The sequence below is a fragment of the Aeromicrobium sp. Leaf272 genome (genome assembly GCF_001422865.1).
GTDB lineage: Bacteria > Actinomycetota > Actinomycetes > Propionibacteriales > Nocardioidaceae > Aeromicrobium.
On sequence record NZ_LMMY01000013.1, the window covers coordinates 249,386 to 270,156 of the forward strand.

Sequence of the window (20,771 nt, forward strand, 5' to 3'; positions counted from 1 at the left end):
GGAGATCGCATGACGCAGCTCGACGTGCCCACCGCCCTCGACGCGGGAGCCGACGCAGCAGTCGACAGCGGGCTGGACGCCGGCCGACCGCACCACCGTGACGTCCTCGCGCAGCGACGTCAGGAGCGGACCGCCCGCGTCGAGCCCCGTGGCCGACGTGTGAACACCGCGCGCGAACGCGCGCACCTCCTGGTCGACGAGGGCACGTTCGTGGAGATCTCGCCGTTGCGCACGGCGGGACCCTCCAGCGGCAGCGGTGTCGTCATCGGGTGGGGGCTCGTCGGTGGTCGACCCGTCGTCGTCGCGAGCCACGACGCGGCGGTCGCCTCCGGGGCCATCGGAGCGGTGTTCGCCGAGACGGTCCAGCGCGCCCAGCGCATCGCGATCGACCGTGGCCACCCGATCGTCTACATCAACGACTCCGGCGGAGCACGGATCCACGACGGCATCCACGCCCTCCACGGCTGCGGCGGCATCTTCGCCAACAACGTCGAGGCCAGCCGGAAGATCCCGCAGATCTCCCTCATCCTCGGCCCCTGCGCCGGTGCCGCCGCCTACTCGCCGGCGCTCACTGACTGGACGATCATGGTCAAGGAGCAGGGCCAGATGTTCCTCACCGGGCCGGAGATCGTCCGGGCCGCGACGGGTGAGGACGCCACCGCCGACGAGATCGGTGGCTCCGGCATGCACACCCGGACCAGCGGTGTCGCCCACCTCGAGGTCGACGACGAGCAGGCCGCGCTCGACGCGGCCCGCGGCATCCTCTCGTTCCTGCCGTCGCACGTCGGCGGTCCCCAAGCCCTCGTCGAGCCGGTGCCCGCTCGTCCCGACGCCGTCGCGCGCCTGCCGCACGTGGTGCCGGACAAGTCGAGCATCGTCTTCGACATGCACGAGGTGCTCGACGGCGTCCTCGACGACCGTCCCCGGCTCGAGCTCAGCCCGGAGCACGCCCCGAGCGTGCTCACCGTGCTGGCCCACCTCGACGGACGCCCGGTCGGCATCATCGCCAACCAGCCGAAGGCCCGCGGCGGCATCCTCGACGCGAAGGCGTCGGTCAAGGCGTCGCGCTTCGTCGACTTCTGCGCCCGCTACGGCCTGCCCGTCCTGACCTTCGTCGACGTCCCCGGTTTCCTGCCCGGCACGGTCGAGGAGGGTCGCGGCGTGATCACCCAGGGCGCCACGATGCTGCGCGCCTACGTCGAGGCGCAGTCGCCCGTGCTCACCGTGGTGGTGCGCAAGGCCTACGGCGGCGCCTACATCGCCATGGGCTCGCGGTCGCTCGGCGCCGACTTCACCTGGGCGTGGTCGGGCTCGGAGATCGCCGTCATGGGCCCTGGTGGCGCCGTGGCGCTGCTGCACCGTCGCGCCCTCAAGGACGCCGAGGACCCCGACGCCCTCCGCGACGAGCTCGCCGCCGAGTACCGCGAGAACGTCGCCCGGCCCTACCTCGCGGCCGAGGCCGGCATCCTCGACGACGTGATCGTCGCCGAGGAGACCCGCGACCGCATGGTCCAGGCGCTCGGGGTCCTGGCACCGCGCGCCCAGGGGGCTCAGGCGTGAGCGCCCCCGGCACGTCGGCCGCGAAGGCCGACATCGTCTCCAACGTCTGGAAGCTCGTCACCGAGGTGGGAGCGCAGGTGGTCGAGGGCGACGTGCTGGCGGTCCTGGAGTCCATGAAGATGGAGCTGCCGGTGCACGCGCCGGCCACCGGCACGGTCTCCGAGGTGCTCGTGACCGAGGGCCAGATCGTCCAGGAGGGCGACACCCTCGTCGTCATCGAGACGACCGACCAGGGTGTCCCCACCCCGGTCTGAGAGCATCGACGGGTGTCGAACCCGCTTCATGACCCGACCCGGCTCGAGCACGAGCTGCCCATGCGCTGGGCCGATCTCGACGAGCTGAGCCACGTCAACAACGTCGTGTACCTCGACTACGCCTCCGAGGCGCGCGCCGTGCACGTGGCCGCCGGTGAGCTGGCCGACCGCACGGCCCGCTCGATCTCCGTGGAGTTCCTGCGCCCCCTGCTGCTCAGCCGGACGCCGCTGCGCGTGACGTCCACCGACGACGGCAGTCGGCTGGTGCAGGAGATCGCTCCCGCCACCAGCGCGTCGCCCTTCGCGCGGGTCACGTGGTCGGACGCCCCGGCGCCTGAGGGTGACGTGCCGGGCGGGGGAGAGGGCTACGACGTGGCGGTCCGGCGCAGCGACCTCGGGTCGGGCGACGTGGCCACGCCGATCGCGGTGTTCGAGTACGCCCAGGAGGCGCGCATCGCCTCGGTGGCACGGGTGCGGGGCGCCGGTGGCGCCGGTGGCGCCGCACGCTTCGTGGTCGCCCAGGTCGACCTCACGCTCGGTGAGCCCTTCGCGTGGCAGCGCGAGCCCTACCCGGCCCGGACAGTCGTCACGCGGGTGGGTCGCTCGTCCTTCACGGTCACGACGCTCTTCGACGAGGGGCGGCGCGGACGGGCCGAGGCCGTGCTGGTCGGCTTCGACCTCCAGGCGCAGCGCTCACGCGTCCTCGACGACGACGAGCGCGCCGTGCTGACCGAGCAGCTCAGCCCTCGCTGACCGGTCCTGCGCCGCGTCGAACGGTGGGCGTGAGTCCGGGTGAGGCCTGGTCGGGGGAGGGCTCGTCGGCGGTGTTGACCATGAACGTCGCCGCGTGCTGCACGTAGGCCCAGAACTGGGCGTCCTGCTCGGGCGTGAGCTGCACGGCGTCGAGCCCGGCCCGGAAGTGGTGCAGCCACCGGTCGCGCGCGGCCATGGTGACGGCGAACGGGGCGTGCCGCATCCGCAGTCGTGGGTGTCCGCGGGTGTTGCTGTAGGTGGTGGGCCCGCCCCAGTACTGCTCGAGGAACAGCGTGAACCGCTCCGCCGCGGGGCCGAGGTCCTCCTCGGGGTACATCGGGCGCAGCAGCTCGTCGGTGGCCACGCCCGCGTAGAACACGTCGACGATGCGTTCGATCGTGGCGTGGCCGCCGATCTCGTCGTAGAACGAGCTCACTCGGTGGTCCTCTCGAACGGGACCGCCGCCGTGGACGGGATGCGGATGCCGGACTGGTCGAAGCGCCGCTTCACGCGCTGGCGCAGGGTGCGGGCCACCAGCCACTGCTGCAGCGGCGCGGTCTTGAGCACGACGCGGACGACCACGCCGTCCTTGTCGAAGCGCTCGACGCCCCACACCTCGGGCTCCTCGATGATCACCCCGGTGAAGCGCTCCTCGTGGTACATCGCCTCCGCCTCCTCGGCCAGGATCGCCTGCACGACGTCGAGGTCGGAGTCGTAGGCGACGGTCACGTCGAGGACCGTGCGGGCCCAGTTCTGGCTCTGGTTGCCGACCCGCAGGATCTCGCCGTTGCGGACGTACCAGACGGTGCCGTTGACGTCGCGCAGCCGTGTGATGCGTAGGCCCACCGCCTCGACGATCCCGCTGGCCTCGCCGAGGTCGACGGAGTCGCCCACGCCGTACTGGTCCTCCAGGATCATCGAGACGCCGGCGAGGTAGTCCTTCACCAACGTCTGGGCGCCGAAGCCGAGCGCGATGCCCACGATGCCGGCGCTGGTGAGCAGCGGCGCGATGGGGACGCCCACGACGTCGAGGATCATGACGAACGCGACACCGGCGATGACCAGGCCGACGATGGAGCCGAGCAGGTCTCCCATCGCCTGGGCCCGCTGCTTGCGCCGCTCGCCCGCGCCGGGGCGCATGTCCGACAGGATGGCGCCGGCGCGGGTGTTCGCGATGGCGCCGGGGACCTGGCCCTCACCCGTCTTCTTGACGATGCGACCGATGGCCCGGCGGGCGACCCAGCGCAGCAGCAGCGCCAGGACGATGATCGCGACGATGCGGGTCCCGCTGGTGGTGAGGGACTCCCACGTCCAGGACTGGGGAAGGTTCACGTCGAGGCCGAGCATGCCTCCAGCCTACGGGCGATACGATGGTGGCCATGAAGGCTCCCGCGCGCATCCTCGCCGTCGTCGTCTCCACGCTCGTGGTGCTCGGCACGACCTCTGCCACCGCCTGGGCCGACTCGCCGGCCTCCGAGGCCTGGCCTGCGGCTCCCGAGCGCAGCACGCTCGAGTGGCTGCTGCTCTTCGGTGGCGGCACCGTCGGCCTCTTCGTGGTCGTGTCGCTCTTCGGTCTGCTCACGGCGCGCAACAACTACGTGCCCCCGGCGCCGTCCACCGACCTCGAGGTGGCACCGGGCAACGAGGCCGCCCACCACTGAGCCCGGCCGGCTCGGTGATTCCCATCAGCTGATGGGAATCACGAACCCACCTGCGTTCTCACCCACTCCCCATGGCGTACCCGCCAGGGGAGTGCGGCGTTCCCATCAGCTGATGGGAATCGCGGAGCGGGGGCACCCGCGCCGACCCGTCACGCAGATTGCCGGGTCGTCCTGGGAATCGCAGGGACGCACGGCTCGCTTCCCGTGCGCGGCTGAGCTCTCCGTGCGTGGTGGGAGATTCCCAGGTCGACCTGGGAATCTCCCGTCCGCGGTCAGCGGGGGGCGCGGGCGCGCAGGGCGCGGGCGAGGTCGTCGCGACCCTCGCTCACGTAGCGCTTGGCCGCGGCCGAGGCCTCGGTGGAGCCGAGCCACGCGTCGACCGCGTCGAGGGTGGACGGCGCGGGGTTGGCGAGCGGGAACAGGTAGACCAGCGCCACCTGCCCGATCCAGACGCCCTTGTCCTCGATGACCGACTCGGCCATCTCGAGGTAGCGCTGCACGTAGGGCTCCAGCACGTCGCCCTGCCCCGAGACCTGGAACGCCGACGCCGTCTGGCGACGGGTCTCGTTGGGGGTCGACTCGTCGACCACCGCGGCCTGCCAGGCCGCTTCCTTGGCCTCGGCCGTGGGACGGATGGCGCGCGCGGCGGCGGCGCGCTCACGGCCGGAGATGGTGTTGTCGCGCTCCAGCTCGGCCGTGATGTCGGCCTCGTCGGCCGCGCCCAGGCGGGCGAGGGCGGTCACGAAGGTCCAGCGCAGGTCGGTGTCGACGTCGAGCCCCGGCAGGCCGTCGTCCAGCAGGGCACGCACCTGCTCGGCCGACGTGGTCGCGGCGGCGTAGCCGCGCACGAACGCCAGCTGGTGGTCGCTGCCCGGCTCCGCCGCCTCGAGGAGGGCGCGCACGCCGGTCTCCCAGCGTTCGGCGAGTGGCGGGCGGTCCTCGTCGGAGGTGTACAGGTTGACCGCGGACTGGCCCTGGCGCAGCAGCGAGGCGACGGCCGTCAGGTCGGTCTCGGAGCCGACGCCGGCCAGCACGAGGGACACGAAGTCGGCCGACGGCAGCTCGGCGTCGCGCGTCATGTCCCACGCCGAGCCCCAGCAGAGGGCCCGTGGCAGCGACTCCGTGAAGGCCATGTCGTGCTCGACCAGCTGGCCGAACGACTGCTCGTCGAGGCGGATCTTGGCGTAGGTGAGGTCGTCGTCGTTGAGGAGCACGAGGGCCGGCCGACGCAGGCCGACGAGCTCGGGGACCTCGGTGAGCTCGCCCCGCACGTCGGTCTCGATGCGCTCGGTGCGCACGAACCGGCCGTCGACGACGTCGTAGAGGCCGATGGCGATGCGGTGGCGACGCAGCGTGGGGTACTCCTCGATCGCGGTCTGCTCGACGGCGAAGGAGGTGAACGTGCCGTCGTCGCCGGTCTCGAAGCGTGCGCGCAGCGTGTTGACGCCCGACGTCTGCAGCCACTCCGCCGCCCACGAGTCGAGCTCGCGGCCCGAGGCCTCCTGCAGCTCGACGAGGAGGTCCTGCAGCGTGGTGTTGCCGTAGGCGTGCTTGGTGAAGTACGAGCGCAGGCCGGCGAAGAAGTCGTCGACCCCCACCCAGGCCACGAGCTGCTTGAGGCTCGAGGCGCCCTTGGCGTAGGTGATGCCGTCGAAGTTGGCCTCGACGGCGTGCAGGTCGTAGTTGTCGGCGGCGATGGGGTGCGTCGACGGCAGCTGGTCCTGGCGGTAGGCCCAGTTCTTGCGGTTGTTGGTGAAGCCGGTCCACGCGTCGGTGAAGCGGGTGGCCTCGACCGACGAGTGGTGCGCGGCGAACTCGGCGAACGACTCGTTCAGCCAGAGGTCGTCCCACCACTTCATGGTCACGAGGTCGCCGAACCACATGTGCGCCATCTCGTGCAGGATCGTGTTGGCCCGCTGCTCGTAGGCGGCGACGGTCTGCCGGCTGCGGAAGATCATCTCGTCGCGGAAGGTCACGCATCCCGCGTTCTCCATCGCGCCCATGTTGTACTCCGGCACGAAGAGCTGGTCGTACTTGCCGAAGGGGTACGCCATCTGGAACGCGTCCTCGAAGAACGCGAAGCCCTGCTTGGTGACGAGCAGGATGTCGTCGGCGTCGAGGTGCTCGACGAGGGACTGGCGGCACCAGACGCCCAGCGGGATCTCGCCGTACTCGCCGACGTAGACGTCCTCGACGCCGTGGTACTCGCCGGCCACGAGGGCGGTGATGTAGGTCGACATGGTCTTGGTGGTCTCGAACACCCGGGTGCTGGCGCCCTCGGAGACCTCGATGGTCTCGGCGACGGGGGAGTTGGACACGACCGCCCAGTGCGACGGGGCCGTGACGCGGAAGTCGAAGGTGGCCTTGAGGTCGGGCTGCTCGAAGGTCGCGAAGACCCGGCGCGCGTCCGGGACCTCGAACTGGGTGTACAGGTACACGCGGTCGTCGACGGGGTCGACGAAGCGGTGCAGGCCCTCGCCGGAGTGGGAGTAGGCGCACGTCGCCTCGACGACCAGCTCGTTCTCGGCCCTCAGGTCGGGCAGCGGGATGCGGCTGTCGGAGTAGGTGGCCGGATCGAGCGAGGTGCCGTTGAGCGTGATGGCGCCGATCTCGGCGCCGACCAGGTCGACGAAGGTCGACGAGCCCGGGACCGCGCCGAACCGCAGGGTCGTGGTGGAGCCGAAGCGCTCCTCGCCCGTGGTGAGGTCGAGCTCGACGACGTAGTGGTCGGTGGAGACGAGGCCTGCGCGCTCGGTCGCTTCTTCACGGGTCAGGTTGGTTCCGGGCATGCCGCCCACTCTATGCACCGCGGAGGACACCGTGGTGCGCGGTCGGCGGCCGGCCGTCCGGGATCAGGCGAGGGTGGCGTCGGCGTACGTGAGTCCACCGGCCTGGTCCAGCCGCAGGTCCACGAAGCCGGCCTCCACGAGCCACCGTCGGACGTCGCCGCGCCGGACCCCGGGGCCGAGCACCCCGACCGCGCGACCGGCGAGGTGGACCGGGACGAACCGCAGGCCGGCGTCGGAGCAGAACACGCTCACGACGATGCGTCCGCCGGGCTTGAGCACCCGGGCCAGCTCGTGCACGGCGGCCTCCGGGTCGGGGAAGCAGTGCAGGCTCGTGAAGGCGAGCACGAGGTCGTAGGTGTCGTCGGCGTCGTCGAGGTCCTGCACGTCGGCCTCGCGGGTCCGCACGGCGAGCGGGCCCGCGTCGGGCAGGCCGAGTCGCTCGGCCTCGCGTCGCGTGCGGGCGAGCATGGCGGGGGAGATGTCGGCGGCCACGTACTGCAGCGCCGCGTCCGGTGGGACGTCGCGCAGGGCCACGCCCCCGCCGCAAGGCACGTCGAGGACCGTCGACCCGGGCGGGAGAGCGGTCAGCTCGCGGCGGGCCCGCCGGTGCAGCTCGTCGACGCTCGAGCCGACGCCCACGCGCCACAGGAGCGCACCGAGCCGCGGGTCACCGCTGACCTTGTCGTACACGACCGCCCACGGGTGGTCGGACCGCCAGGCCCCGCTCACGTCGCGCATGCTGGGACGATAAGGCCTCGGCCGTCGTCCTGGGGCAGGATGAGGGGGTGGATCTTCCCTTCGCGCGCTCCGAGCGCTCGTCCGTCGGGATCGAGTGGGAGCTCGCCCTCGTCGACGCCGACTCCGGCGACCTGCGCCAGGTCGCGCAGACGGTGCTCGACGCCGTCGCCCCAGCGGGAGGGGGTCAGCACCCGCTCATCCGTCAGGAGCTGCTCCTCAACACGGTCGAGGTGGTGTCCAGGCCGCGACGGACCGTGGCCGAGGCCGGTGCCGACCTGCAGGAGGCGATCGACGAGATCCGCACCGTGACCGACCCCCTCCGGGTCGAGCTGATGTGCGCCGGCACCCACCCGTTCGCCCGCTGGGACAACCAGAAGGTCACCGACCAGGAGCGCTACGCGACGCTCATCGACCGCACGCAGTGGTGGGGCCGCCAGATGCTGATCTACGGCGTGCACGTGCACGTGGGCATCGAGGACCGCGACAAGGTGCTGCCGATCAGCAACGCGATGCTCGCGTACTACGGACACCTGCAGGCACTCAGCGCGTCCTCGCCGTTCTGGGGCGGCAAGGCCACGGGATACGCCTCCAACCGGGCCCTCATGTTCCAGCAGCTCCCGACGGCGGGGCTGCCGTTCCACTTCCAGGAGTGGTCCGAGCTAGAGCACTACGCGCAGGACCTGACCACGACCGGCGTGATCGACGTCTTCGACGAGATCCGCTGGGACCTGCGTCCGTCCCCGAAGTTCGGGACGCTCGAGGTCCGCGTGTGCGACGGCATCCCCACGATGAGCGAGCTGATGAGCATCTCCGCGCTCACCCACTGCCTGGTCGAGCACTTCTCGAGCGAGCTCGACGCCGGTCACGACCTGCCCGACCTGCCGCCGTGGTTCGCCCAGGAGAACAAGTGGCGGTCCGCGCGGTACGGCATGGACTCCTGGCTCATCCTCGACCAGCACGCCCACGAGGACCTCGTCACGGCCGACCTCGCCCGGCTGCTCGTCACGCTCGAGCCCGTCGCCGAGCGGCTCGGCTGCTCCGACGAGCTGGCCGGCATCGACGACATCGTCCGGCGCGGGCCGTCGTACGAGCGCCAGCGCAGGGTCGCCGACGCGCACGACGGTCGCCTCGACGCGGTCGTCGCGTCGCTCGTGGAGGAGATGCGCGCCGGTCAGCCCGTGCCGCTCCACGCCCCCTGAGCCACGGCATCGGAGTACCGCTCCAGCACGAGGTCGACGAGCCGGGTGTCGACCGGACCGTCGTCGAGCAGCGGCCGGGCCACCACGTCGACGTCGGCGTGGGCGATGCGGTCGTGGAAGAAGCCCGGTGCCATGAGCAACGAGGAGACGACGACGCGTCGGTCGATCCCGCCGGCGCGTGCGTCGGCAACCACGTCGTCGAGCGGTCGTCCGGTGCCGCCGACGTAGCCGACCGGCACGATCTGGCCGATGGCGGCACTGAGGTCGCGGGCCACCTCCTCGAAGCAGGCCCGGGCGTCTTCGTCGCTCGAGCCGGCCGACGCCATGACGACGACGTCGTCGTCGCACGTCCCGGCCTCGAGGAGCCGTCGGACGAGCACGGTGACGACACGGCCGTCCGGGGCCAGGGTGGGAGCCGCCGAGGCGCCGGGAACGCTCGCCGCGCGGGCGATGTCCACCCGCGCGTGGAACCCCGGCGCGAGGAGCAGCGGCACGACCACGGCCGGCCGTCGCAGCCGGGCCGTCACCGTGTCCGGGGACGGCTCCTGCACGTCGACGAACGCGTCGAGGACGTCCACGTGCGGCAGCCGCTGCCGGACCGCCTCGACCAGGGCGGCCACGGCCCTGCGGCCCTGGGGGCTCGACGTCCCGTGGGACGTGGCGACGAGCGCAGGTCTCATGTGTCCTCCTCGACCGCGAGGCGGTAGCCGCGCTTGACGACGGTGCGGATGGTCGACCGGCCGACCGCGTCGCGAAGCCGGGCCACGGCCATCTCGGCGGTGTGGGGGTCGCGCGAGTCCCCGGGCAGCACGTCGAGCAGCTGCTCGCGCGTGCAGACGCTGCCGGGCTTCTCGGCCAGGAGCCGCAGCACGGCGAGCCCGCTCGGCGAGACGGGCAGGATCGTGTGGTCCAGGGTGGCGGTCGTGGCGTGCAGGCGGAGCTGTCCGTCCGGCACCTCGATCGCGGCGGCGTCCTCACCGAGGTGCACGATCAGCTCACGGACGAGGGCGCCGAGGCGCGAGCGCTCCGGCACGAGCGGGCGGAAGCCGCGCGTCACCAGGGGCTCGGCCGTGACGGGTCCGACCGCGGCGAGCGTCAGCCGCCGCGCCGCGACCAGGTGATGCAACGGGTCGAGGCCGTCCTGCCGCTCGACCACCTCGAACCACGCCGACGCGCCCGGCGCCGAGGTGAACACGACGGCGTCGAACCCGCCGCAGGTGGCGATGCGGACGGAGCGCTCGACGGCCTCGGGGTCGGGGGGTGGGCCCCACCGGTAGACGACGAGCGTGGTGGTGGTCGCGCCCGCGTCCTGCAACGCCGACTCGATGCCGTCGTCACCGGCCCCGTGGTGCTGCACCGCCACGTGAAGACCCGACACGCCCTCGGTGAGGAGCAGCGTGACGATCTCGGCGGACGTCTCGGACTCCGCGACCCAGTCCGGGGTGAGTCCCGCGGCCTGGAGGGCACCCCGGGCCTTCGGCCCCCGGGCCACGATGCGGGTCTGGCCCAGGGCCTCGACCAGGTCGTGCCCCACGCCGGAGGCCTCCGCGGTGTCCAGCCAGCCACGGAAGCCGATGCCGGTCGTGACGACCAGGACGTCCGGCGGGTCCGCGAGCAGTCGGCGGGTCTCGGCGAGCAGACCGGCCTCGTCGATGTGCGACTCCACCCCGAGCGACGACGCCGTCGTCACCTCGGCCCCGCGTCGTTGCAGGGCGCCGGCGAGCTCCTCGGCCCGGCGCTGGGCGGTGACGAGCACCGCGGTGCCGGCGAGGACGGGTCGAAGGACGTTCACGGTCACCCAGTCTGGTCGATCAGCACGTGCACGACGCCCTCGACGACCGAGACGGGCCAGGTGGCGATGGACACGTCGGGGTCGTCGAGGCACCGGCCGGTACGCAGGTCGAAGGTCTGCTTGTGCAGGGGCGAGGCGACGGTGGCGGCCTCGCCCCGCGACCCGACGAGCCCCCGGGCCATCACGTTCGCGCCGGTGAACGGGTCGCGGTGGGAGACCGCCAGCACCTCACCGGTGTCGGCGAGCAGGAAGAGCGCGACCTGGAGGCCGTCGACCAGCGCCGCGGCTCCGCGGTCGGGGTGCAGGTCGTCGATGCGGCACACGGCGTGGGCCGTCGTGGTCTGCGTCGGGACGAGGGACGTGGTCACAGTGGGCCTCCTGCGGTGCGGACGGGCAAGGTGTCGCCGGCGATGACGACGCCGCGCTCGGCCGGCGACGCGGGTCGCTTCTGGCCGCGCTCGGGCACGTAGGCCAGGTCGGGGTCGGCGACGTCGGGGGCGTTGACGAACGAGGCGAACTTGCGGAGCTTCTCCGGGTCCTCGAGCGTGGCCGCCCACTCGTCGCGGTAGCCCCCGACGTGGGCGTCCATGGCCGCGTCGAGGTCGGCGGCGATGCCGAGGGCGTCGTCCATCACGACGGCACGCACGGCGTCGAGGCCGCCCTCGACCGACTCGACCCAGGGCGCGGTGCGCTGGAGCCGGTCGGCCGTGCGCACGTAGTACATGAGGAACCGGTCGATGGCACGGACCAGCTGCTCGGTCGTGAGGTCCTCGGCGAAGAGCCGGGCGTGCCGGGGCGTGAACCCGCCGTTGCCGCCGACGTACATGTTCCAGCCCTGGTCGGTGGCGATCACGCCGACGTCCTTGCCGCGCGCCTCGGCGCACTCACGCGCGCACCCGGACACGCCGAGCTTGATCTTGTGGGGGGAGCGGAGCCCGCGGTACCGCAGCTCGAGGGCGATCGCGAGGCCGACGGAGTCCTGCACGCCGAAGCGGCACCACGTGGACCCGACGCACGACTTCACGGTGCGAAGCGACTTGCCGTAGGCGTGCCCGGACTCGAACCCGGCGTCGACCAGACGCGACCAGATGGCGGGCAGCTGCTCGATCCGCGCTCCGAACAGGTCGATCCGCTGGCCGCCGGTGATCTTGGTGTACAGGCCGAAGTCCTTCGCCACCTCGCCGATGACGATCAGCCCCTCGGGGGTCACCTCGCCGCCGGGGATGCGCGGGACCACCGAGTAGGTGCCGTCCTTCTGCATGTTGGCCATCACGTGGTCGTTCGTGTCCTGCAGCGCCGCGCCCTCGCCGTCGAGGACGTGCTCCTGGTAGAGCGAGGCCAGGATCGAGGCCGCGACCGGCCGGCACACGTCGCAGCCGCGACCACGGCCGTGGCGGGCCACCAGCTCGCTGAAGGTCCGGATCCCGCTGACGCGCACGACGTCGAACAGCTGCGCGCGGCTGAGGGAGAAGTGCTCGCAGAGGTCGTCGCTGACCTCCATCCCGGCCTCGGCCAGCTGGGCCTGGAACAGCTGCTTGACCATCGGCACGCACGAGCCGCAGCTGGTGCCGGCCTTGGTGCAGGCCTTCACCCCGGCCAGGTCGGTGCACCCCTGCTCGGTGACGGCGCAGCGCACGGCACCGGCCGTCACGTTGTTGCACGAGCACACGGTCGCCTCGTCGGGCAGCGCTCCGCCCGTGGGTCGCTCGGCGGACTCGGGCAGCAGCCAGCCCGTGGGGTCGGTGCCGAGGGCGTGCCCCACGAGTGGCCGCAGGCTGCCGTAGGCCGAGGCGTCGCCCACCAGGACCCCACCGAGCAGCGTGGACGCGTCGTCGCTGAGCACGAGCTTCTTGTAGAGGCCCTGGACGGGGTCGGCGTAGACGACCTCCAGGCTGCCGGGGGTCGCGCCGAACGCGTCGCCGAAGCTGGCCACGTCGACCCCGAGCAGCTTGAGCTTGGTGGACAGGTCGGCGTCGGTGAACGCGGCCTCCCCGCCGAGCAGCCGGTCGGCGACCACCTCGGCCATGGTGTAGCCGGGCCCGACGAGGCCCCACACGCGGTCGGCGACGCAGGCGACCTCGCCGATCGCGAACACGGCGGGGTCGCTGGTGCGGCAGCCGGCGTCGGCGAGCACACCACCGCGTGGGTGCACGTCGAGGCCGGCCCCCCGGGCGAGCTCGTCACGGGGCCGCACGCCGGTGGCGAACACCACGACGTCGATGTCGAGCCGGTCGCCCGACGCGAACTCCATGCCGCGGACACGACCCTCGTCGTCGGCCTCCACGCGGGATGTCGCGGTCGAGGTGCGCACGTGGACGCCGAGACCCTCGATCAGCCGGCGCAGCGCCTCGCCGCCACCGGGGTCGACCTGCACCGGCATGAGGCGGTCCGCGAACTCCACGACCGTGGTCTCGGCGCCGAGCGACGTGAGGGCGCCCGCGGCCTCGAGCCCCAGCAGGCCACCACCGACCACGGCGCCTCGCACCGGTCGCCCGAGCGCGGACGACCGCTCGTCGATCCACGTGCGCAGGGAGTCGAGGTCCTCGATCGTGCGGTAGACGAAGCAGCCGGCCAGGTCGGCTCCCTCGACCGGGGGGACCGCGGCGTACGACCCGGTCGCCAGCACCAGGGCGTCGTAGCGACGCCGTTCGCCACCGGCCACGACGGTCCGGGTCGCGGTGTCGACGGACTGCACCGGGGCGCCGGTGTGCAGGGTGACGCCCGCCGTGCTCCAGAGGGCCTGGTCCCCGAGCAGCAGGTCCTCGGGTCGCTCGAGGTCGAAGTAGCTGGTGAGCGCGACCCGGTCGTAGGGTGCGTGCGGCTCGTCGCCGAACACCTCCACGTCCCACGTCTCGGTGGCACCTCGTTCCACGAGGGCTTCCACGAGGCGGCGGGCCACCATGCCTGCTCCGGCCACGACCAGGGTGCTGCGTTCCATGTCGTGGACGCTACGAAGTCCGTGTGTCGAGGTCCGACGTCCACGGTTACCAGGCTGCAACACCTGTCTCACGCTCCTGAGGTGCGGGGCGTGAGATCGCCGTCGGGGTGGGTGCCGGTGCGGGTCGCGCGGGAGGGTCGACCTCCTGCAGCCAGTCGACCAGGCCGCACACGAGGCTGCGGCATCCTCCGCACCCGGTCGTGGCGCGTGTGGCCGCGACGACCTCGTCGAGGGTGCAGCAGCCGTCGTCCCACGACGAGACGACGTCGGCCTTGGTCACGCCGTTGCACCGGCACACCGTCGTGCTCGACGGCATCGCCGTGGGGGAGCCCGCCTGCTCCTCCGGTGCGCCCACGAGCAGCTGCAGCGGGTCGGGCGGGGCGATGCCCGGGCGATCGAGCTGCACGGAGAGTCGAGCGGCGAGGTCGGGCGCGCCCACGCACGTCATGCCGACGAGCGTGCCCTGGCGCACGACCACCTCCACGAACCGTCGCGCACCGCCGTCGTCGAGTGCCACCACGCGGTCGGTGGGCCGGGCGGTCGAGGCCCGCACGCCGGCCGTGACCACGTCCAGGCCCACGGCCTTGAGCCGCATCGCCGCCCCGGTCACCGCCAGCATCGGCACGGGCGTCGACCTCACGAGGTGGGCCGCCAGGGCGTCGGCCTGGGCCCAGCCGGGAGCAACCAGGCCGCTGACGCCGTCCGCCGTCTCGGCGCAGTCGCCGATCGCGCTGACGTTCGGGTCGCTCGTGCGCAGGTCCTCGTCCACGACGATGCCGTGGCGGACCGTGAGGCCGGCCTGTGCCGCGAGCTCGGTGCGGGGGACGGACCCGGTGGCCAGCACCAGCAGGTCGGTGCCGACGCGGGTGCCGTCGCCGAGGACGGCCGCGGCCACGTGCCCGTCCTGCACCTCGATGCCGCGGATCCCGGCGCGCGGCACGAGCCGCACCCCGAGGTCGGCGAGCGTGCGCCCGGCCACCTGCGCGACGTGCTCGTCGAGGTCGCGGTCGAGGATCCCGTCGCGGGAGGCGAGCACCGTCACCTCGAGCCCGCGACGACGCAGGCCGCAGGCCACCTCGGTCCCGATGGCGCCGGCTCCCACCACGCAGGCGCGGTCGGCGTTCAGGGCACCCGCGACGACGGCGCGGGCGTCGTCGATGCTCCGCAGCACGTGCACGCCGGCGACCGGCGGCCCGTCGGTGGTGTCCAGGCCCGGCAGGGGGAGCGTGCGCGCCCGTGCGCCGGTGGCCAGCACGAGGTGGTCCCACGCCAGCGTGGTGCCGTCGTCGAGGGCGAGGCGTCGAGCGGCGCGGTCGAGACCGGCCGCACGCACGCCCCGCAGCGCCTCGACGCCGGGGGTGGCCGGGAGGGTGAGGGCGGCCAGGTCGGTCCGACCCGCCACCAGCTCCGACAGCAGCACGCGGTTGTACGGCTCGTAGGGCTCCTCGCCGACGAGGACCACGTCGGCGTCCGGGCGCAGGCGTACCGCCTCGGAGGCGAACCGGTGGCCCACCATCCCGGCACCCACCACGACGATCCTCATGACTCGACCTCCAGCAGCGTGGTGGGCGCGCCGGTCGGTCGGCGGACGCCCGCCCCCGGCTCGACCCGTTCGACGGTCACGGCGCAGACCTTGAACTCCGGCATCCCCGAGACCGGGTCGGTGGCGTCGTTGGTGACGGCGTTCACGAGTCCGTCGCCGCCGAAGTGGAAGGGCGCGAAGACGGTGTCGGGGCGGATGTCGCGGGTCAGGCGTGCCGGGGCGACCATCGAGCCGCGGGTCGAGGTCACCCGGACCAGCTCCGCGGCGTCCACGCCGAGCCGTGCCGCCAGCGCCGGGTGCATCTCGACGTGGGCCTCGCCGGCGGCCTGGCGCAGCGCCGGGACCCGCCGGGTCTGGGCCCCGGACTGGTAGTGCTGCAGCAGGCGACCGGTGACCAGGTGGATGGGTGCGTCCTCGCGGACGGCGTCGTCGGGTCCGTCGGACGAGACCGGCACCATCGTGGCCCGTCCCGACGCCGTGGGGAAGCGCTCGGTGAACAGACGGGGGGTCCCGGGGTGCGTCGGATCGGGGCACGGCCAGTACAGCGCCTCGCCCCTGTCCAGCCGGTCGTGGGCGATGCCCGCGTAGTCGGCCCGTCCGCCGGCACTGGCACGGGCGAGCTCGTCGAAGACCTCCCGGGACTCGGTGGACCACGTGCCGGGGGCGTCGAGCCGCCGGGCCAGCTCGGCCCAGATCCAGAGCTCGTCGCGGACCTGGGGCGGTGCCGTGACCGCGCGTCGGCGCCGCAGCACGCGACCCTCGAGGCTCGTCATCGTCCCCTCCTCCTCGGCCCACTGCGTGACCGGCAGGACGTAGTCGGCCAGCAGTGCCGTCTCGGACGGCACCACGTCGGACACGACGAGCAGGTCGAGCGAGGCGAGCCGCTCGCGCACGGCACCGGCGTGGGGAGCGCTCACCACCAGGTTGCTCCCGTGCACGAAGAGTCCGCGCGGACCGTCCGCGGTGCCCAGCCCGGCCAGGAGCTCCACTGCGGGGACCCCGGACCGGGGGATGACGTCGGGGTCGACGCCCCACACCCCCGCGACGTGGGCCCGGGCGGCGGGGTCCTCGATCGACCGGTAGCCCGGGAGCTGGTCCGCCTTCTGCCCGTGCTCGCGGCCACCCTGCCCGTTGCCCTGGCCGGTGAGGGCGCCGTAGCCACCGCGCTCGGCGCCGGGCAGCCCGAGGGCCAGCGCCAGGGAGATCGCGGCCGACACCGTCGCGGTGCCGTCGGTGTGCTGCTCCGCGCCGCGACCGGTGAGCACGAAGGCGCCCCGCCCGCCACGGTGCGGGGAGGCGTCGGCCAGCCGCCGGGCGACGGCGCGGAGCTGCGGCTCCGGGACGCCGGTCACCGAGGCCACGCGCTCGGGCCACCAGGAGGCCACGGAGCGGCGGACCTCCTCCACCCCGTCCACGCGTTCGTGCAGGTAGGTGGCATCGGCCAGGCCCTCACCGAGGACGACGTGCAGCAGGCCGAGCAGGAGCGCCAGGTCGGTGCCGGGAACGAGCTGCAGGTGGGTCCCCGCGCCGTCGTCGCACAGGCGAGCCGTGGCGGACCTCCGCGGGTCGACGACCACCAGCCCGCCCTGCTCCCGAGCGCCGGCGAGGTGCTGGACGGCCGGTGGCATGGTGTCGGCGAGGTTGCTGCCGAGCAGCAGCACGGCGTCGGCGTCCTGGAGGTCGGTGAGCGGGAACGGCAGACCGCGGTCGACGCCGAGCGACCGGTTGGCCGCCGCCGCGGCGGACGACATGCAGAACCGCCCGTTGTAGTCGACCATCCGCGTGCGGAGCGCCAGCCGTGCGAACTTGCCGAGCTGGTACGCCTTCTCGTTGGTGAGACCGCCCCCGCCGAACACCGCCAGCGCATCGGGTCCGTGCTGCTCGGCGAGGCTGAGTGAACGGTCGGCGATGTCGTCGAGCGCCTCCTCCCAGCTCACCGGTCGAAGCCCCCGGGGCGTGCGCCGCAGCGGCTCCACCAGCCGGTCGGGCGTGCGCAGCAGCTCCGCCGACGTCCACCCCTTCTGGCACATGCCGCCGCGGTTCGTCGGGAAGTCGCGAGGCTCGGCGGCCAGAGGGTGGCCGCCGAGCCGCTGCGCGCACTGCAGGGCGCAGTAGGGGCAGTGCGTGTCGGTGTCGGTCGTGGGGCTGGGGGTGTCGTGCACGTCAGACCTTCGCGCGGGCCATCGCGGACCGCGGCCGCAGGTAGACGGCCCAGGTGACCACCAGGCAGACCACGTAGAACGCCGCGAACAGGGCGAAGGCCGTCTTCACCGCGGAGACCGGGTCGGTGATCCACGGCGCACCGAACGTCATCGGGATGAGGAAGCCACCGATCGCACCGATGGCTCCGACGATGCCCAGCACGGCCGATGCCTCGCGCGTGGAGCGCAGGAGGGCGGCGCGACGCTCGGGCGAGCCCTCCGGCCCCGCCTGCTCGGCCTGCACCTTCCAGATGATGGGGATCATCCGGTAGGTCGACCCGTTGCCGACGCCGGAGGCCGCGAAGACGAAGAGGAAGGCGGCCAGGAAGAACCAGAACACCTGCTCGTTGGCCTCCACCGCGCTCGTCACGGCGGTCGGGTAGGTGAAGGTCTCCGGGTCGACGGTGGTCGGGTCGATCTTGGGCACGGGGGTCAGCCGGGTGAGGGTGAGCAGCACCGCGAGCGTGCCCACGGTCATGAGGGCGAAGGACACGACGGTGATCCGTGCTCCGCCGAACCGGTCGGCCAGCCAGCCGCCGAACGGTCGGGTGATCGAGCCGACGAGGGCGCCGAGGAAGGCGAAGGAGGCCACGTTGACGCCGATGCCGACGACGTCGGGCACGGGCTGGTTCCAGAAGTTGATCTTGATGAGCAGGGGCATCGCCGCGGAGAAGCCGATGAAGGAGCCGAAGGTGCCGATGTAGAGCAGCGCCATGATCCAGGTGTGCCGGTAGGTCACCACGCGCAGCTGCTCGCGGGGTCGTGACGCCGCCACCGACAGGTTGTTCATGAAGAAGAACGCGCCGGCCGCGGCCAGGACGGCCAGACCTCCCCACACGTAGGCCGCCCGCTCCAGCGCGATCCCGGAGCCGCTGGCCTGCACGAGTCCGAAGAGACCGGCGCCGCCGACCACGACGGGCAGGAACAGCTGGACCAGGGAGACACCGAGGTTGCCGCCGGCGGCGTTGAGACCGAGTGCCGCGCCCTTGCGGCTCGCCGGGTAGAAGAAGTTGATGCTGGCCATCGAGGAGGCGAAGTTCCCGCCTCCGACGCCGGCCGTCGCCGCGATGACGATGAAGACCCAGTACGGCGTGTCCGGCCGTTGCACGAACCAGGCGAAGAGCCCGGTCGGCACGAGCAGGAGCAGGGCGCTCACGACCGTCCAGTTGCGGGCGCCGAACCGGGGCACGGCGAACGTGTAGGGCAGCCGGATGAGGGCGCCGACGAGGTTGGGAGCCGCGACCAGCCAGAACAGCTGCTGGGGGGTGAACGCGAAGCCGGCCGAGGCGAGGAAGGTGGCCGTGACGCTCCACAACAGCCAGACGGAGAAGCCGAGGTGCTCGGCGAAGATCGACCAGGCGAGGTTGCGCCGCGCGACCCGACGTCCCTGCGACTCCCAGAAGGCGGGGTCCTCCGGGTCCCAGTGGTCGATCCACCGGCCGGTGCGACGCTGCGGTGGCGGGGTCGCGGCCCGGGTCGGTGCCGACGGAGCGGAGCGGGGCGTGTCGAGCTCGATCGTCATGGACTTCCTCGTTCGATCCGGGAGGGGCCGAGGGGCCCCAGGACGTCTCGAACGCTAGGGACGACGTGTTTCGCGGCGCACCGCCCGACGTCAGGGCTCGGTAACACTGTCCGCACACGGTCGGGGGTGGCACTGTGAGATCGCCGGGTCGCCGAGCGCGCTGGGGCTCGCGTGGAAGGATCGGGGCATGACTTCGACCGACGCCACCGCCACCACCGAGACCGTCGACTTCTGGTTCGACCCGCTCTGCCCGTGGGCGTGGATGACCTCGCGCTGGATGCTCGAGGTGGAGCAGGTGCGCGACGTGCACACCGTGTTCCACGTGATGAGCCTGTCGGTGCTCAACGAGGACAAGGACGTCCCCGACGAGTACAAGGAGATGATCCAGGCCGGGTGGGGTCCGGTCCGGCTGGCCATCGCGATCGAGCAGCAGCACGGGCAGGAGAAGCTGCGAGCCTTCTACACCGCCATCGGCACGGCCCGTCACCCCGGCGGACGCGACTTCACGCGTGAGCTCTACGAGGAGGTCCTGGCCGAGGTCGGCCTGCCCGCCGAGCTCGCCGACGCCGCGGAGGACACGTCGCTCGACGACGCCGTCCGCGCCTCGCACGCCGACGGCATCGACCGGGTCGGCCAGGAGGTCGGCACCCCCGTGATCTCCGTCGCCGGCACCGCCTTCTTCGGCCCCGTGCTGTCGCCCGCGCCCAAGGGCGAGGACGCCGGCAGGGTGTTCGACGGCGCGCGGCTGCTCGCCGGGTACGACGGGTTCTACGAGCTGAAGCGCACCCGCGACCGCGACCCGATCTTCGACTGAGCGCGGGTGGACTCCGTGGGCGACGCTTCCCGGTGTCGCTCGCGGAGCCCGACGCGGGCCCCCGAGTCCTAGGCTGACCCCATGACGCTGCACCCCCAGGCCCGGGCCTACCTGGCGGCCCTTGGATCCGACGACGGCGGGCCGCCGCTGGACCTCGAGGCCGTCAGGGACATCCGCGCCCAGTCGCGGGCGGCCGCCCTGGAGCAGGACCGCATCGGCCTCGACCACGTGGCCGACGTGGACGCCGACGGCGTGCCGTGCCGGCTCTACCGTCCGAGGCTCGGCGCACCCGTGGCCCTCTACGTCCACGGGGGCGGCTGGGTCATGCACGACGTCGAGACGCACGACGTCTTCTGCCGGTACCTCGCGCACGTCACCGGCTGGGCCCTGCTGTCGGTCGACTACCGACTGGCTCCGGAGCACCCGTTCCCGGCGGGCCTCGACGACGTGGAGCGGGCCGCCCGATGGCTCCGCGCGAACGGCCGCGGCCACCGGGTCGACACCGACTGGGTCCCGGCGATCGGCGACTCCGCCGGCGCCAACCTCGTTGCGGGCCTGTGCGTGCGCGACCCGGCGCTCCTCGACCACCAGGTCCTGCTGTACCCCGTCACCGATCGCCGGGCCGAGCTCGACCCGTCGCTCGAGAACGCCGCCCTCGGCATCGACGACATGACGTGGATGTGGGAGGCGTACGCGCCGGGGGAGCGGGCCGACGAGCCCGAGGCGAGCGTGCTCCGCGCAGCCGACCTGGCCGAGCACCCGCCCGCCGTCGTGGTCACGTGCGAGCACGACGTGCTCCGTGACCAGGGCGAGGCGTATGCGGCAGCGCTCGCCGACGCCGGCGTGCAGGTCACCGCGCACCGGGCCCTCGGGATGATCCACTCCTTCTGGCGGCAGCCGGCCGTCTTCGACGCGTCCCGAGCCCTCGTGGTCGCGGTCGGCGGATGGCTCGACACGGCGCGGTCCACGGCACGGGAGGCGTGATCGCGGCTGGCATACTGTCGCGC

General features: G+C 72.8%; 18 protein-coding genes. 7 read left to right on the plus strand and 11 right to left on the minus strand.

Annotated elements, in window-relative coordinates; translation table 11 throughout:
- The 3 genes from ASF38_RS10440 to ASF38_RS17585 all read left to right on the plus strand — a co-directional run.
- Positions 1-1,560: acyl-CoA carboxylase subunit beta (locus tag ASF38_RS10440; RefSeq protein WP_369815194.1), on the plus strand; the 1,560-nt coding region annotated here is incomplete at its 5' end.
- Positions 1,557-1,814 carry a biotin/lipoyl-binding carrier protein gene (locus ASF38_RS10445; protein ID WP_200914499.1) on the plus strand — a complete coding sequence of 86 codons (258 nt, stop codon included), beginning with the start codon at positions 1,557-1,559 and terminating at the stop codon, positions 1,812-1,814. The genes ASF38_RS10440 and ASF38_RS10445, both read left to right, overlap by 4 nt.
- A 12-nt stretch (positions 1,815-1,826) precedes the next feature.
- Positions 1,827-2,567, plus strand: coding sequence for an acyl-ACP thioesterase domain-containing protein (locus ASF38_RS17585; protein ID WP_056575739.1), 741 nt, complete (start codon positions 1,827-1,829; stop codon positions 2,565-2,567).
- On the opposite strand, the gene ASF38_RS10455 is transcribed toward ASF38_RS17585, so the two are convergent.
- Both ASF38_RS10455 and ASF38_RS10460 read right to left on the minus strand, forming a co-directional pair.
- The gene (locus ASF38_RS10455) at positions 2,554-3,003 is read right to left on the minus strand and encodes a globin (RefSeq protein ID WP_082480684.1); all 450 of its coding nucleotides are present in this window, start codon (positions 3,001-3,003) and stop codon (positions 2,554-2,556) included. The two genes, ASF38_RS17585 and ASF38_RS10455, sit on opposite strands and share 14 nt — an antisense overlap.
- Entirely contained in the window at positions 3,000-3,914 is a 915-nt protein-coding gene (locus tag ASF38_RS10460) for a mechanosensitive ion channel family protein (protein WP_056575741.1), read from the minus strand. Before ASF38_RS10460 ends, ASF38_RS10455 begins: the two co-directional genes overlap by 4 nt.
- 32 nt (positions 3,915-3,946) lie before the next feature.
- On the opposite strand from ASF38_RS10460, the gene ASF38_RS10465 reads away from it, so the two are divergent.
- Positions 3,947-4,228 carry a hypothetical protein gene (locus tag ASF38_RS10465; RefSeq protein ID WP_156364703.1) on the plus strand — a complete coding sequence of 94 codons (282 nt, stop codon included), beginning with the start codon at positions 3,947-3,949 and terminating at the stop codon, positions 4,226-4,228.
- A 272-nt stretch (positions 4,229-4,500) separates the two neighbouring features.
- On the opposite strand, the gene pepN is transcribed toward ASF38_RS10465, so the two are convergent.
- Together pepN and ASF38_RS10475 are read right to left on the minus strand one after the other, a co-directional pair.
- Positions 4,501-7,017, minus strand: a complete 2,517-nt coding sequence (gene pepN / locus ASF38_RS10470; RefSeq protein ID WP_056576515.1) for an aminopeptidase N — start codon at positions 7,015-7,017, stop codon at positions 4,501-4,503.
- A gap of 63 nt (positions 7,018-7,080) precedes the next feature.
- Positions 7,081-7,755 carry a class I SAM-dependent methyltransferase gene (locus ASF38_RS10475; protein ID WP_056553059.1) on the minus strand — a complete coding sequence of 225 codons (675 nt, stop codon included), beginning with the start codon at positions 7,753-7,755 and terminating at the stop codon, positions 7,081-7,083.
- A gap of 47 nt (positions 7,756-7,802) precedes the next feature.
- Here ASF38_RS10475 and ASF38_RS10480 point away from each other — a divergent pair, with 47 nt between their 5' ends.
- Positions 7,803-8,954 (plus strand): glutamate--cysteine ligase, encoded by a 1,152-nt coding sequence (locus tag ASF38_RS10480; RefSeq protein WP_056575743.1) that lies wholly within the window; start codon positions 7,803-7,805, stop codon positions 8,952-8,954.
- On the opposite strand, the gene ASF38_RS10485 is transcribed toward ASF38_RS10480, so the two are convergent.
- From ASF38_RS10485 to ASF38_RS10515, 7 genes are read right to left on the minus strand one after another with little or no spacing between them, the layout of a single operon-like run.
- Positions 8,927-9,634, minus strand: a complete 708-nt coding sequence (locus ASF38_RS10485; protein ID WP_056575746.1) for a sirohydrochlorin chelatase — start codon at positions 9,632-9,634, stop codon at positions 8,927-8,929. The two genes, ASF38_RS10480 and ASF38_RS10485, sit on opposite strands and share 28 nt — an antisense overlap.
- Positions 9,631-10,746 carry a uroporphyrinogen-III synthase gene (locus ASF38_RS10490; RefSeq protein WP_235497648.1) on the minus strand — a complete coding sequence of 372 codons (1,116 nt, stop codon included), beginning with the start codon at positions 10,744-10,746 and terminating at the stop codon, positions 9,631-9,633. The genes ASF38_RS10485 and ASF38_RS10490 overlap by 4 nt, the downstream gene beginning before the upstream one ends.
- A gap of 2 nt (positions 10,747-10,748) precedes the next feature.
- Positions 10,749-11,114: a nitrite reductase small subunit NirD gene (nirD, locus tag ASF38_RS10495; protein ID WP_056575752.1), complete on the minus strand. Its 366-nt coding sequence runs from the start codon at positions 11,112-11,114 to the stop codon at positions 10,749-10,751.
- A complete protein-coding gene (nirB, locus tag ASF38_RS10500; protein ID WP_056575754.1) occupies positions 11,111-13,684 on the minus strand; it encodes a nitrite reductase large subunit NirB in 2,574 nt (857 codons plus the stop codon). Before nirB ends, nirD begins: the two co-directional genes overlap by 4 nt.
- A 46-nt stretch (positions 13,685-13,730) precedes the next feature.
- On the minus strand, positions 13,731-15,227 hold the full coding sequence (locus tag ASF38_RS10505; protein WP_056575755.1) for an FAD-dependent oxidoreductase: 1,497 nt from the start codon (positions 15,225-15,227) through the stop codon (positions 13,731-13,733).
- Positions 15,224-17,389, minus strand: a complete 2,166-nt coding sequence (locus ASF38_RS10510; RefSeq protein WP_056575758.1) for a molybdopterin oxidoreductase family protein — start codon at positions 17,387-17,389, stop codon at positions 15,224-15,226. The genes ASF38_RS10505 and ASF38_RS10510 overlap by 4 nt, the downstream gene beginning before the upstream one ends.
- 1 nt (position 17,390) lies before the next feature.
- Positions 17,391-18,950, minus strand: coding sequence for an MFS transporter (locus ASF38_RS10515; RefSeq protein WP_055964958.1), 1,560 nt, complete (start codon positions 18,948-18,950; stop codon positions 17,391-17,393).
- Positions 18,951-19,137: 187 nt separating this feature from the next.
- Here ASF38_RS10515 and ASF38_RS10520 point away from each other — a divergent pair, with 187 nt between their 5' ends.
- Positions 19,138-19,764, plus strand: coding sequence for a DsbA family protein (locus tag ASF38_RS10520; protein ID WP_055964961.1), 627 nt, complete (start codon positions 19,138-19,140; stop codon positions 19,762-19,764).
- Between the two features lie 81 nt (positions 19,765-19,845).
- The gene (locus tag ASF38_RS10525; RefSeq protein ID WP_056575762.1) at positions 19,846-20,748 is read left to right on the plus strand and encodes an alpha/beta hydrolase; all 903 of its coding nucleotides are present in this window, start codon (positions 19,846-19,848) and stop codon (positions 20,746-20,748) included.
- The last annotated feature ends 23 nt before the right edge of the window (positions 20,749-20,771 follow it).

Excerpts from the sequence above, each read along its gene's own strand:
- ASF38_RS10515 (WP_055964958.1), bottom strand. The coding sequence starts at position 18,950 with ATGACGATCGAGCTCGACACGCCCCGCTCCGCTCCGTCGGCACCGACC.
- ASF38_RS10520 (WP_055964961.1), top strand. The coding sequence starts at position 19,138 with ATGACTTCGACCGACGCCACCGCCACCACCGAGACCGTCGACTTCTGG.
- pepN (WP_056576515.1), bottom strand. The coding sequence starts at position 7,017 with ATGCCCGGAACCAACCTGACCCGTGAAGAAGCGACCGAGCGCGCAGGC.
- ASF38_RS10485 (WP_056575746.1), bottom strand. The coding sequence starts at position 9,634 with ATGAGACCTGCGCTCGTCGCCACGTCCCACGGGACGTCGAGCCCCCAG.
- ASF38_RS10475 (WP_056553059.1), bottom strand. The coding sequence starts at position 7,755 with ATGCGCGACGTGAGCGGGGCCTGGCGGTCCGACCACCCGTGGGCGGTC.
- nirB (WP_056575754.1), bottom strand. The coding sequence starts at position 13,684 with ATGGAACGCAGCACCCTGGTCGTGGCCGGAGCAGGCATGGTGGCCCGC.
- ASF38_RS10460 (WP_056575741.1), bottom strand. The coding sequence starts at position 3,914 with ATGCTCGGCCTCGACGTGAACCTTCCCCAGTCCTGGACGTGGGAGTCC.
- ASF38_RS10505 (WP_056575755.1), bottom strand. The coding sequence starts at position 15,227 with ATGAGGATCGTCGTGGTGGGTGCCGGGATGGTGGGCCACCGGTTCGCC.
- ASF38_RS10465 (WP_156364703.1), top strand. The coding sequence starts at position 3,947 with ATGAAGGCTCCCGCGCGCATCCTCGCCGTCGTCGTCTCCACGCTCGTG.
- ASF38_RS10525 (WP_056575762.1), top strand. The coding sequence starts at position 19,846 with ATGACGCTGCACCCCCAGGCCCGGGCCTACCTGGCGGCCCTTGGATCC.